General features: G+C 67.6%; 11 protein-coding genes. 7 read left to right on the top strand and 4 right to left on the bottom strand.

The genetic code is table 11. The features are described 5' to 3' along the window. The first annotated feature begins 1 nt into the window (after window position 1). From ACTIFP_RS13480 to ACTIFP_RS13465, 4 genes are all read left to right on the top strand, one after another. A complete protein-coding gene (locus ACTIFP_RS13480; protein WP_439569228.1) occupies window positions 2–535 on the top strand; it encodes an SRPBCC family protein in 534 nt (177 codons plus the stop codon). A 105-nt stretch (window positions 536–640) separates the two neighbouring features. Next, a complete protein-coding gene (locus tag ACTIFP_RS13475; protein WP_439569227.1) occupies window positions 641–1,636 on the top strand; it encodes an acyl-CoA thioester hydrolase/BAAT C-terminal domain-containing protein in 996 nt (331 codons plus the stop codon). Window positions 1,637–1,695: 59 nt separating this feature from the next. Further along, window positions 1,696–2,271, top strand: coding sequence for a phosphoribosyltransferase (locus ACTIFP_RS13470; protein WP_439569226.1), 576 nt, complete (start codon window positions 1,696–1,698; stop codon window positions 2,269–2,271). Beyond that, window positions 2,264–3,295 (top strand): adenosine deaminase, encoded by a 1,032-nt coding sequence (locus ACTIFP_RS13465; protein ID WP_439569225.1) that lies wholly within the window; start codon window positions 2,264–2,266, stop codon window positions 3,293–3,295. The genes ACTIFP_RS13470 and ACTIFP_RS13465 overlap by 8 nt, the downstream gene beginning before the upstream one ends. A gap of 147 nt (window positions 3,296–3,442) precedes the next feature. Here the strand turns inward: ACTIFP_RS13465 and ACTIFP_RS13460 are convergent, their stop codons facing one another. From ACTIFP_RS13460 to ACTIFP_RS13450, 3 genes are all read right to left on the bottom strand, one after another. Beyond that, complete coding sequence (locus ACTIFP_RS13460; protein WP_439569224.1) at window positions 3,443–4,483, bottom strand: rod shape-determining protein; 1,041 nt, start codon at window positions 4,481–4,483, stop codon at window positions 3,443–3,445. A 226-nt stretch (window positions 4,484–4,709) separates the two neighbouring features. Then, entirely contained in the window at window positions 4,710–5,186 is a 477-nt protein-coding gene (locus tag ACTIFP_RS13455) for a hypothetical protein (RefSeq protein WP_439569223.1), read from the bottom strand. 94 nt (window positions 5,187–5,280) lie between these two features. Next, window positions 5,281–5,655 carry a reverse transcriptase-like protein gene (locus tag ACTIFP_RS13450; protein ID WP_439569222.1) on the bottom strand — a complete coding sequence of 125 codons (375 nt, stop codon included), beginning with the start codon at window positions 5,653–5,655 and terminating at the stop codon, window positions 5,281–5,283. Between the two features lie 406 nt (window positions 5,656–6,061). Between ACTIFP_RS13450 and ACTIFP_RS13445 the strand changes: the two genes are divergently transcribed. The 3 genes from ACTIFP_RS13445 (at window position 6,062) to chrA (ending at window position 11,973) form a co-directional block, all read left to right on the top strand. Then, window positions 6,062–9,598, top strand: coding sequence for a tetratricopeptide repeat protein (locus ACTIFP_RS13445; RefSeq protein ID WP_439569221.1), 3,537 nt, complete (start codon window positions 6,062–6,064; stop codon window positions 9,596–9,598). A gap of 69 nt (window positions 9,599–9,667) precedes the next feature. Next, window positions 9,668–10,639, top strand: a complete 972-nt coding sequence (locus ACTIFP_RS13440) for a magnesium and cobalt transport protein CorA (RefSeq protein WP_439569220.1) — start codon at window positions 9,668–9,670, stop codon at window positions 10,637–10,639. Window positions 10,640–10,770: 131 nt separating this feature from the next. Then, window positions 10,771–11,973 (top strand): chromate efflux transporter, encoded by a 1,203-nt coding sequence (gene chrA / locus ACTIFP_RS13435; protein WP_439569219.1) that lies wholly within the window; start codon window positions 10,771–10,773, stop codon window positions 11,971–11,973. On the opposite strand, the gene ACTIFP_RS13430 is transcribed toward chrA, so the two are convergent. After that, window positions 11,968–12,624, bottom strand: coding sequence for a glutathione S-transferase family protein (locus tag ACTIFP_RS13430; protein WP_439569218.1), 657 nt, complete (start codon window positions 12,622–12,624; stop codon window positions 11,968–11,970). The genes chrA and ACTIFP_RS13430 overlap by 6 nt on opposite strands. Window positions 12,625–12,782: the final 158 nt, after the last annotated feature.

Below are 12,782 nucleotides of genomic sequence, written 5' to 3'. Positions count from 1 at the left end.
GATGACGATCATGGCAACCGACCACGATTATGGCGTGGTGACCGAGGATGCGACGCTGACGCTCGAACGCCTGCTCCCCGGCCCGATCGAGCGCGTCTGGTCGTATCTTGTCGACAGCGGCCGGCGCAGCCAGTGGCTCGCCGCGGGCGCGATGGAGCAGCGGGTCGGCGCCCCGGTCGACCTCGTCTGGCGCAACGACGAACTGACCGACCCGCCCGGCACCCGCCCCGACGGCATGGGCGAGGAGCATCGCATGACTTGCGAAATCCTCGAAATCGCCGCGCCGCACCGGCTGGCGATCAGCTGGGGCAGCACCGGCGGCGTGACCTTCACGCTGCAGGAAAAGGGCGACCAGGTGCTGCTCGCCATCACCCACCGCCGCGTCGCCGATCCCGCGGTCCTGCTCAATGTCAGCGCCGGCTGGCACGCGCATGTCGACGTGCTCGAAGCCCGGCTGCACGGCACGACCGCGGCGCCGCACTGGGACAATTTTGTGCGCCTGCGCGGCGAATATACGGCACGGCTCGCGGGCTGATCGCAAGATACCGGTATCAAAAAGGGGTCGTGAGAGCGGCCCTTTTTTGTAGCCAATCCCATAACTGATCTATACGAGTAACACAGCTGAATGGGGAGGGCGACGATGAAGCGGAAATGGAAGGTCACACTCGGGCTGCTCGGCGCGCTGGTCGTCGTCGGTGTGGGCGGAGCGACGTGGATGATCGTCCAGCCGCCGAAACCGGCGCGAATCGCCGATGCCGGGCCGACCGGCCAGCGGGTGGCCGACGACGGCATTTTCGCCAATTATTTCCCGGCCGCGGGGTCCGCCCCATCGCCCGCCATCCTGTTGCTCGGCGGGTCCGAGGGCGGGCTGGGCAAGGACATGCGCGCGCTGGCGCTATTGCTGCAGGCGCAGGGCTACAGCACGCTACAGCTCGCCTATCACAACGCGCCCGGCAAATCGGCCAAGCTCAAGAATATCCCGCTGGAGGATTTCTACAAAGGGCTCGACTGGCTCAAGCAGCAGCCGGGGGTCGATCCGGGCCGGATCGGCATCATCGGTTATTCGAAGGGTGCCGAGGCGGGGCTGGTCGTCGCGACGCGCTATCCGGGCGTTCGCGCCGCGGTGCTCGGCATGCCGTCGAGCGTCGTGTGGGACGGCATGTCGGGCGAAAACTACATGTTCGGATCGTTCAGCTCGTCGTGGAGCGAGAAGGGCGAACCGCTCCCGCATCTCGCCTATAAGGGGCGACCGGGCGCCGACGGGCTGATGCCGGTGTTCGTGAACGGGCTCAAGGAACTGGACGCCAACCCCGCGGCCGTCATCCCGGTCGAGAAATTTCAGGGCAAACTCATGCTCGTCTGCGGCGAAGCCGAAAAACTGTGGCCCAGCTGCCCGATGACCGACCAGATCGTGGCGCGCGCCGCCAAGACGGCAGCGCCCGCGCCGATCGTGTTGCGGTACAAGGACGCCGGACATGGCGTGATGGGGGCGCCCTTTACCGACGCCAAGACGCGCCGATCCTGGACGCAGCTGGGCGGCAGCGAAGCGGGCAATGCCGCGGCGCGCGCCGACAGCTGGGCAAAGATCAGCGCCTTTTTGCGCGCCGAGCTGGGCACGAAAGCCACGACCGACTGAGCCGGGTTCGCCGCAAACCCGCCTTGCGGACGGCATCCCACCCGATTACCCCCTCCCCCATGACCGCCGACAAAATCTTCATCAGCGCCAACGACCTCCTCGCCGATTCGCTGCGGCTTGGCATGCAGGTCATCGACAGCGGCTTCAAACCAACGCATCTCGTCGGCATCTGGCGCGGCGGCGCGCCGGTCGGGATCGCGGTGCAGGAATTGCTCGATTATCACGGCACCCACTGCGACCATATCGCGATCCGCACCTCGTCATACCAGGGCATCGACCGCCAGGATCCGCACGTCAAAGTGTTCGCGCTCGGCTATCTGATCGACACCCTCGACCCCGAAGACCGGCTGCTCATCATCGACGATGTGTTCGACAGCGGGCGCAGCATCCGCGCCTTCATCGCCGAACTGAAAGCGCGCTGCCGCCACAATATGCCGCGCGACATCCGCATCGCCACCGTCTGGTTCAAACCGCGCCGCAACGTCACCGACCTCAGGCCCGATTTCTTCGTCCACGAAACCGACCAGTGGCTGATCTTTCCGCACGAGATCGACGGGCTGACGATCGACGAAATCCGCCGCCACAAACCCGAGGCGGCGATCATCCTGCGCGAGGAGGGGCACATCAATGGTTGACGGCTTCGCATCCGCGGCCGATCGCGCCGCTTTCATCGCCGGCCTGCCCAAGGCGGAGCTGCATCTGCATATCGAAGGCTCGCTCGAACCCGAACTGATGTTCGAACTCGCGCAGCGCAACGGCGTCGCCATCCCCTTTGCCAGCGTCGACGAAGTGCGCGCGGCCTACGCCTTTTCGAACCTCCAGGATTTCCTCGACATCTATTATCAGGGCATGGGCGTCCTCCACACCGAACAGGATTTCTTCGACCTCACCGCCGCATACCTCGCCCGCGCCCACGCCGACGCGGTGCGCCACGTCGAAATCTTCTTCGACCCGCAGGGGCATACCGAACGCGGCGTCGCATTCGGCACCGTCATTACCGGCATCGCCCGCGCGCTCGACGATGCGCACGCGCGCTATGGCATCACCTCGAAACTCATCATGTGCTTCCTTCGCCACCTCAGCGAAGCCGACGCCGAGGCGACCCTCGACGAAGCGCAGCCGTATCTCGATCGCATCGACGGCGTCGGGCTCGACAGCTCCGAAGTCGGTCACCCGCCCTCGAAATTCACCCGCGTCTTCGCGCGCGCGCGCGCCCTCGGCCTCAAAATCGTCGCGCATGCTGGCGAGGAAGGCCCGCCCGCCTATGTTTACGAAGCGCTCGACGTGCTGGGCGTCGACCGCATCGACCATGGCAACCGCAGCCTCGAAGACCCGGCGCTCGTCGCCCGGCTTGCAACCGAAGGCATGACGCTGACCGTCTGCCCGCTCTCGAACCTGAAGCTCTGCGTCGTCCACGACATGGCGGCGCACCCGCTCCGCACCATGCTCGCCGCGGGGCTCGCAGCGACGGTCAATTCGGACGATCCCAGCTATTTCGGCGGCTATGTCAACGCCAACTATCTGGCCGTCGCCGACGCGCTCGACCTGTCGCGCGCCGACCTCGTCACGCTGGCGCGCAACAGCTTCACGGGATCGTTTCTGGGTGACGCGGCGAAGGCAAAGCACCTCGCGGCGGTCGACGCTTACGCGCAGGGTTAATCGTCGCCCCCGCGAAGGCGGGGGCCGCTGTCGGTTTACGCAGCAAAGCAGGAAAAGACCGCTTGCGGCCCCCGCCTTCGCGGGGGCGACGATATAGGGCGAATGTCCGCCCTCCACCCCTTCTCAGCCCTTCCCCTGCAACCGAAATCAAGCCGCGATCAGCACCCCATGATAGGTTCGGTCCTCGAACGCTAGGCCCGCGCCCATCGCGACGCAGATCAGCGCATTTTCCGCTACCCGCACCGACAGTCCGGTCGCCTCGGCGATCGCGACGTCCATCCGCCGCAGCAGCGCGCCGCCGCCGGTCAGCGTGATCCCTTCGTCGATGATGTCGGCCGAGAGTTCGGGCGGCGTCTGTTCCAGCGCGGCGCGCACCGCTGCGACGATCTGGCCGACCGGTTCGGCCAAAGCCTCGGCGATCTCGGCCTCGGACACCTGGACCTCAGCCGGGCGGCCATTGACCAGATCGCGGCCCTTGACCGCGATGACCATCCCCTCGCCCTCGGGCGCCACCGCACAACCGATCGCCAGCTTGACCCGCTCGGCGGTCATTTCGCCGATCATCAGATTATGTTTGCGGCGGATGTAGGAGGAGATCATGTCGTCCATCTTGTCGCCGCCGACGCGCACCGAATTGCTGTACGCGATGCCGCCCAGCGACAGGATCGCGACCTCGGTCGTGCCGCCGCCGATGTCGACCACCATCGCGCCCATCGGCGCGGTCACCTGCAACCCCGCGCCGATCGCGGCGGCCAGCGATTCCTCGATCAGCTGCACCGACACGGCGCCCGCGTTCGACGCCGCATCGCGGATCGCGCGGCGTTCGACCATCGTCGATCCCGACGGCACGCAGATCACGACATTGCTGCGCTGGCGCAGCCGGCTCGGCCCGCCCAGCGCCTTGTCGATGAAATGCTTGATCATCTGTTCGGCGACGTCGATGTCGGCGATCACCCCGTCGCGCAGCGGCCGGATCGCCTGGATGTTGCTCGGCGTCTTGCCCATCATCGGCTTCGCCTCGTTGCCGACGACCTTGACCCGCCGCACCCCATCGCGCGTTTCCAGCGCGACGACCGACGGTTCGTTCAGCACGATGCCCTTGTCGCGCACATAAACGACGGTGTTCACGGTCCCCAGGTCGATGGCCATGTCATAGGCGGCCGAACCGAACCGATTAAAGAATTTCATATGCGCCGAACGCCCCTGGTCATGCGGGTGGTGGAGAATCGGGGACGCGCGCGGTCACGCCCGCAACACCCGTGGATTTCGGCTTGTGACGATGGTTAAATCGCGTCAACGGCGCTGGCGCAGACCGTTGGTTTATCAGGCCCGGTCGAGCCGCGGACGCCATCCGCCGCCGTGGAGCAACGGTTCGTCGCCCACAGCCGCTATCGGTCGACGATCGGCGCGCCGCCTATTCGCGCTCCGGCACGATGAACTTCAGCCCTTGCAGCTTGACGATGCGGTCGTCGATACACACCGGCGCGGCGATCAGGCGCATCCAGCGCGGCGGCGCGGTGGCGGGCCTGATTTCGACGTCGAGGGTAAAGCCGCGGCGGTGCCTGATCGCATAGGCGCGCAATTTCTCCATCGCCGCGCGCGACCCGTCCTCGTACAGCGCGACGGTTTCGGCGCGCGTCACCGCGGCGCCGCGCGGCAGGCCGAAAATATCATAAACCTCGCTCGACCAGCGCAGCCGGTTGTTGTTGGCAAGGTCGCACTCCCACCAGCCCGGTCGGATATCCAGCACGCGGGTCTCCGCAGCCAGGTCGGCCAAATCGGCGACCGCGTCGAGCGTGTCGGGTCCGTGCAGCTGGCCCAGCGCAAAATAGCGCGCGCGCTCGTACAGCGGCCAACTGTGGTGCACGGGCAAGGGATGGGTCGGCTTCAACGCACCAGTCTTTCGTTGTTTTGCATGGGGATAGCGCCGCACCCCCGGCAAAGACTAGTACATATCTATTACCGAACCCGCAATTTTCCTGCCGTCAGCGGCGCGCCAGCGCAATTCCGGCCAGATTCTGGGTGCGCTTGACATGGCGGATGCGCGGCGGCGCGCCACCGCCGACCAGCGCCCGAAAGGCCGCCAGATGCGCCGCCGCGCCGCCGCGCGCCGCGACCGCGCCATTCGCCTGCGCCACCACCGCTGCGGCATCGCCGAGCAGGACAAAATCGACCAGCCCGCGCCCCTGCGCAGCCCGCAGCGCCGCGGTCAGCGCCAGCCATTCGGCATCCATGCTGCTGCCCGTCCCCACCGCGCGGTCGATGAACGCGACCCCGCCGACGACCACCGCAATCTCCATCGCGCCGGGATTGGGACGGCAACCGCCATCGAAATAGATTTTGATGCGGCGGGGTTTCATCCGTCGGGCATAGCGCCGAGGGAGGCGGGCGACGACTGTTTTTGGGCGTAGGGAGCTGTCCATTCAACGTCGTCATGCTGAACTTGTTTCAGCATCCATGGCCTGCCTTCTCCTCAGGCGCCGCGCGGTAGGAAAGCTCGGGCCATGGACCCTGAAACAAGTTCAGGGCGACGAGATAGGAGATGTCCACCTCCACCCGAAACCGCCCCCTCGCGCACCCAAACAATGTACCGGGTCATCGGCGCAGCCATCATCAGTGACCCCGATCACACCCCTGAAAACCCGCGCCCTCTAAGCCCTGATCGGCGTCCACCCGCACCACCCGCCGCGCTGTCGCGCCATATCGCAGATGACAATATCCCAATTTTATCACTATCTTGGGTCAAAACAGGGAAAATGCCGCTTCATGGCCGACCGTCGACATCGCCTCCTCGCCCTTCTCCTCGCCGCACCGCTGGGGACTGCCGCGCCCGCGGCTTTTGCGCAGGACGCGGTGCCCGTCAGCACGCCGCCCGCCAGCACCCTCGACGCCGACCAGCAAAAGATGCTCGACCTGATGAACCGCGGCATGGACCTCGAACGCGGCGGCAAGCTGCGCGAGGCGGGCGACATCTATCGGCGCTGGATCGACGAAGCGACAAAGCGTTACGGCGCCGACGGTCTGATCACCAGCCTCGGCTACCGCCTGCTCGCCGGCAACCTTGAGGAGCAGAACCAGCTGAAGGATGCCGAGGGGCATTGGCGCCGCCTGCTTGCAATCAACACCAAATTGCTGGGGCCGCAGGACGATCAGACGCTCACCGCCACCGGCCTGCTCGCCACCAACCTCGCCAAACAGGGCCGCCCCGCCGACGCGCTGCCGCTGCGCCGCGCTCTGCTCGCGGCGCGCACCGCAGAGTTCGGCGAACAGCATGCCAAGACGATCGCCGCGACCGGCAACCTCGCCGGGCTGCTGGTCGAACTTGGCGATATGAAGGGCGCCGAACAATTGTTCCGCAAGGCGCTCGCCGCCAATCTGGCGCTGAATGGCGAACGACACCGCGAAACCGCGTCGCAATATGCCAATCTCGCGGTCACGCTCCGCAGCCTCGCGCGCTTCGACGAGGCCGCGGCGATGCTCGACAAGGCGCTGGCGATCGACGAGGCGCTGACCGGCCCCAAAGGCCCCGACGTCGCGCTCCACCATTATAACCGCGCGGTGAACTTTACTGAACTTGGGCGCTACGCCGAGGCCGAGACCGCGGCGAACCGGGCGCTCGCCATCTGGCGCGAAACCAAGGGCGACGACAGCACCCAGGCGGCGCTCGGCTACACCGTGCTCGGTTACAGCTATGGCCTGACCGGGCGCTTCGCCGACGCCGACGCCGCTTATCGCAAGGCGCTCGCGATCCGCACCCAGCTGCTCGGCGCGGGACATCCGCTCACCGCCGAGGCGACGAACAACCTCGCGCTCAACATGGAAAATCAGGGCTTGCCGCCCAGCACCGTCGAACCGCTGCTGCGCCAGGCGCTCGACACGACCCGCCGCGCCTTTGGCGAAGGCAGCGAACGCACCGCGACGATGTACGCCAATGTCGCGCATAACCTGAACCAGCAGGGCCGCTATGCCGAGGCCGAGCCGATGTATCTGCGCGCGCTGGAAATTCAGGGCGGCATCGCCGGCCGCGACCACCCCTCCTTCGCCGCGACGCTGATCAACCTTGGCTATAATCTGCGCGACGGCGGCCAGGCCGAGCGCGCCGAACCGCTGATGCGGCAGGCGCTGGGCGTCTATCGCGCCAAGTTCGGCGAGGATAATCCCGAAACCGCCTGGGCCTATCTCAGTCTCGGCTCGACCCTCGGCGGGCTCGGCCGCGCCGCCGAAGAGGCCGAAATGACCGGCAAGGCGCTCGCCATCCGTCGCCGCCTGCTCGGCGAGGATCATCCGCTGACCGCGGTCGCCTATAACAATGTCGCCTCGGCGCTGGTGCGCAGCGACCGCAGCGGCGCCGGGGATCGCGCCGCCGAACCCTATTACCGCCAGTCGCTCGCGATCCTGCGCCGCAACCTCGGCGAAGCGCATATCGACACCGCGCGCGCCTATGAAAATCTGGCGCTCACCCTGCTGCGCCAGGGCAAGGCGGCCGAGGCCGAACCGCTGGCCGCCAAAGCGGTCGCCATCCTGCGCCGGCTCAACGAACAAAGCGCCGCGGGCAGTGGCGCCGTCGGGCTCGCGGCGCTCGACCGGCAACAGGCGGCGCCCGATCGCGGTATTTTCACCACCTATTTGAACACCGCCTTCGCGCTGATGGACGTGACCCCGGGCGCGGCGCAGCAGGCGGAGATTCAGGACCGCGCCTTCCGCGCGGCGCAGGATGCCATCGCCTCGGCTTCGGGCCGCGCGGTGCTGCAAACCGCCGCGCGCGGCGCCGCCAAGACGCCGCAAATGGCCGAAGCGGTGCGCGAGGAACAGGATCTCGCCGCCAAGGCGAACTTGATCGACAAAAACCTCCTCCGCGCGCTTGGCGACCGCAAACCGGTCGAAGCGGCGCGGCTGCGCGGCGAGCTCGATGGCGTGCAGGCCCAGCTGGCCGAGGTCAGCGCGCTGATCGACAAGAAATATCCCTCCTATCGCCAGCTGGTCGCGCCGCGCCCGATCAGCATCGCCGAGGCGCGGCAGGCGCTCCAGCCCGGCGAAGCACTGCTGCTGATGACCGAGGCGGCGAATACTTTTCACCTGTTCGTCGTCACCCCGACTGGGGTGGGGTGGAGCCGTCCGAACAAGGACGTCGCCATCATCCTCAAACAAATTTCGGACCTGCGCTGCGACGTCGATTTCGCGACCTGCTCGGCGGCTCGCAAGGCCGAGCTCGACGCGCAGGCCTTGTCGCCGATGGAGCTGGAGGGGCATCGCCGCTTCGACCTCGACACCGCGAACGCGCTCTACACCTCGCTGATCGCGCCGATCGAACCGTTGCTCAAGGACAGCAAGCGGATTTATGTCGCGAGCTCAGGCAAGCTCGGCGATCTGCCGCTCGCGATGCTGTCGGCGACCGCGCGGCCCGACGGCGCCGACGTCGCCGATCCCGACACACTTGCCCGCGCCGCCTGGCTGTCCGATCGCTACGCCTTTACCAGCCTGCCCGCGGTCGCGGCGCTGACCCTGACCCGCGCGGCGGCGCGCGGCCGCCGCAGCAACAGCTTTCGCGGCTATGGCGCCCCCGTCCTGATCGGCGGCGACACAGGGTCGCGCGCCGCCCGCGGCATCGCGGTGTTCGACGCGGTGTCCGAATCGGGCTCACCGCTCGCCGATCCCGACGCGCTGCGCCGCCTGGCGCCGCTGCCGGGGACCAAGGTCGAGCTCGCGGCGATGGCGCGGCTGTTCGGCGTCGCGCCGGGCAGCCTGACCATCGACGGCAAGGCGACCGAGGCGGCGCTGCGCCGGGATCCGGCGCTCGCGACGAGCGAGGTTATCGCGATCGCGACCCACGGCCTGCTCCCCGACCCATCGCTTGGGCTCGGCGAGCCGGGACTCGTGCTCACCCCGCCGACGACCGCGAGCGACCTCGACGACGGGCTGCTGACCGCGACCGAGGCGGCGCGGCTGACGCTGTCGGCCGACTGGGTGATCCTGTCGGCGTGCAACACCGCATCGGCCGAAAATTCGGGCGGCGGCGACAGTCTCTCGGCGCTGGCGCGCGGTTTCCTCTATGCCGGGGCCGACGCGCTGCTCGCCAGCCACTGGCGCGTGTCGGACGAGGCGACCGCGGTCTTGACCGTCGAAACGCTGCTGGCGCGGCGCGCCAACCCGGCGCTGTCACGCGCGCAGGCGCTGCAACTCGGGATGCAGGCGGTGCGCAGCGGCAAGCGCGCCGACGGCAGCGCGATTGCGGGCTGGAAAGCCGATTGGGTGCATCCCGCCGCCTGGGCCGCCTTCACCAACATCGCCAACCGCGACGATTGACCGCACAGCGCATTTCCCTTCGCCGCCGCGCCGATTATAGGGACGGCAGTTCAAGGGAGTGACCTGCCGATGCCGATCATGGCCGCCCGCGTCTATCACGACGGCAAGCTTGTCCGCGACATCGGCCCCGACGAGGAATTGCCCGTCGACTGCGCCGAGGGCGATTTCTTCTGGCTCGGCCTCTACGAGCCGACCCCCGGCGAGCTGGAAGGCATCGCCCAGCGCTTCGGTCTCCATCCGCTCGCGGTCGAGGATGCGACCAAGGCGAAGCAGCTGCCCAAGGTCGAGGTTTACGGCGACCAGCTGTTCATCATCGCCAGCACCGGCACTCTCGGCGGCGGCACGATCCAGTCGGGCGAAACCGCAATCTTTGTCGGCCGCCATTTCATCGTCACCGTCCGCCACGGCTCGGCGCGCGCGCATACCGAGGTGCGGGCGCGGCTCGAAACGCTGCCCGCGAAACTCGCGCATGGCCCCGACTATGTCCTTTATGCGATCCTCGATTTCATCGTCGACGGCTATTTCCCGCTGATCGACGCGATCGAGGACCGGATGCTGATGGTCGAGGACAGCGTGATGGACACCCCGCTCGACGCCGCCGAAATCCGCCAGCTTTACGCGCAGCGCCACGAGGTTATCCGGTTTCAACGGCTCACTGGTCTGATGAAAGACGTCGCCGGGCGCCTCGCCGGCGAGGACGATCTGCCGTGCATCGACGGTGCGGTGCGGCCGTTCTTTCGCGACATCTGGGACCATGTCCAGCGCGCCGAATTTCGCCTCACCGGGCTGCGCGACGTCGCCGCATCGGTGATCGAAACCAACGGCATGCTCGAACAGCAACGCCAGGGCGTCATCACCCGCCAGCTCGCCGCCTGGGCCGCGATTCTCGCGGTGCCGACCGCGATCGCGGGCATTTACGGGATGAACTTCGAATTCATGCCCGAACTCGACTGGCTGCTCGGCTATCCCTTTGCACTGACCCTGATCTTCGGCGGCTCGGGGCTCGTCTTCTGGCGCTTCAAAAGCATCGGCTGGCTGTAGCAACCGCGCTTGACAGCGCCGCGTGCCTTCGCCGATAGGGACACCAACGGGCCGACGCGGACGCCCGTTCAGATGGTCCAGCCATCCAAGTCCGCTCCACCCGCCGCATCCGCGGCGCTCGGAGCGTTGATATGACCCCTCTCTCGTCCCCAACCGGCCCGTCACAGCTCAGCCTGCTCGCGCTGTTCCTCAAATTCCTGCGCTTCGGCGCGCTGGCGTTCGGCGGCCCGGTCGCGCAGATTGCGATGCTGCGCCAGGCGCTGGTCGAAGAGGAACGCTGGATCGAACCGGCGCGCTTCAACCGCCTGCTCGCAGTCTTGCAAGTGCTGCCCGGCCCCGAAGCGCATGAGCTGTGCGTCCACCTCGGGATGATCGCGCGCGGGCGGATCGGCGGCTTGCTTGCCGGGCTCGGCTTCATGCTGCCCGGCCTGCTGCTGATGCTGCTCGCGGGCTGGCTCTACGTCACCTGGATCGCGGGCGACGCCGGGCTGACGGGCGTGTTGCTCGGGGTGCAGATCGCGGTGCTGGCGATCATCCTGCGCGCCGTCGTCCGCATCGGCCAGCATATCATCGAAGATCGCCTGCTCGCCGGAATCGCGGTCGCCAGCCTGCTCGCGACGCTCGCCGGGGTGCCGTTCTGGATCCCGCTTGCCGCGGGCGGGCTTGCCTATGCCGCCGTGCAGCGCCCGCTGGTCGTCCTTGCGGTCGGCATCGCCGCGATCGCCGCCGCCTTCGCCGCGCAGCAATTCGCCGCCCCTGCTACCGCCACCGCGCTGGTCGCGGGCGCCGCGGGCGCCCCGATCACCCTGCTCGCGCTGTTCGTCGCGGGGCTGAAGGGCGGCCTGCTGACCTTCGGCGGCGCCTATACCGCCATCCCCTATGTGCGCGCCGACACCGTCGGGCGCGGCTGGGTCGACGACGCGACGTTCCTCGACGGCATCGCGCTCGCCGGGGTGCTCCCGGCGCCGCTCGTCATCTTTGCGACCTTTGTCGGCTATGTCGTCGGCGGCCCCGGCGGCGCGCTCGCGATCACCGCGGGGATGTTCCTGCCCGCCTTCGCCTTTTCGATGGTCTTCTTCGAACGGCTCGAGGCGGTGGTCGAAAACCCCGCGCTCCACCGGCTGCTCGCTGGGGTCGCCGCCGCAGTCGTCGGCATCATCGCCGCGACCTTTGTCCAGCTCGGTGAAGCGACCGCCGCACGCGTCACCGCGCCGCTGCTCGCGATCCTGCTCTTCGCCGCCGCGCTCGCCGTGGTCTGGCGGATCAAGGGCGCGTGGGTCACCCCCGCGATCGTCGCCGCCGCGGCGCTCGCCGGATGGCTGGTGCCGCTATGAGGCCGGCGCCAGCACCTTGGCGATCATCCGCTCCTCCTTGGCGATCCACGGCGCGATGCTCGGGCGCGACAGGATGGCTTCGCTCCACGCCGCGGCCTTGGGATAGGCCGTAGCATCGACCCCACAGCCGCAATGCCGCAGGTTCATCAACGGCGATGCAACCGCCAGGTCGGCCAGCGTCAGCCGGTCGCCGACCAGAAACCCCGACGCCGGGATCGCGCTTTCCAGATAGGTCAGCAATTTGGGCAGTTCCTCGGCCTCGGCCTGCGCCGCCGCGACCAGGTCACCCTCGCGCCCCAGGAATTTCGGCGCGACGATGCGGTTGAAGAACATCTTGCCGCCGCACGCCGCCAACACCGTGTCGCCAAACTCGTCCCACCAGATCACCCGTCCGCGCGCCTGCGCGTCGGCGGGGATCAGTGGCGGTTCGGGGTATTTCGCCTCCAGATAGTGGATGATCGCGCTCGAATCGGCGAGGGTGAAGCCATCATCCTCCATCGCTGGCATCTTGCCCAGCGGCGACGCGGCGCGGAACCCCGGATCGGGGTCGGCGATCCCGACCCCCTTCAGCTCGAAAGCGATCCCTTTCTCGCCCAGATATGCCAGCAATTTGCGCACGAACGGCGACACCAGCGAGCCATAGATAATCATTGCATCTCTCCCGATCCTGTTGGCCGCTATCATAGGCAAAAGGTTGCGGTCCGCAACCCATCGCCGACCCTGCCACGCTTGCACGAAATATTCTTGCTATCGGCTGCGCGGCGTGGAACATCGGGACCGCGAGGGGGGCGCTGCTGCGGCAGCCAGCA

Source organism: Sphingopyxis sp. (genome assembly GCF_051861155.1).
Lineage (GTDB): Bacteria > Pseudomonadota > Alphaproteobacteria > Sphingomonadales > Sphingomonadaceae > Sphingopyxis.
This window is presented reverse-complemented; position numbering and strand designations above follow the sequence as displayed.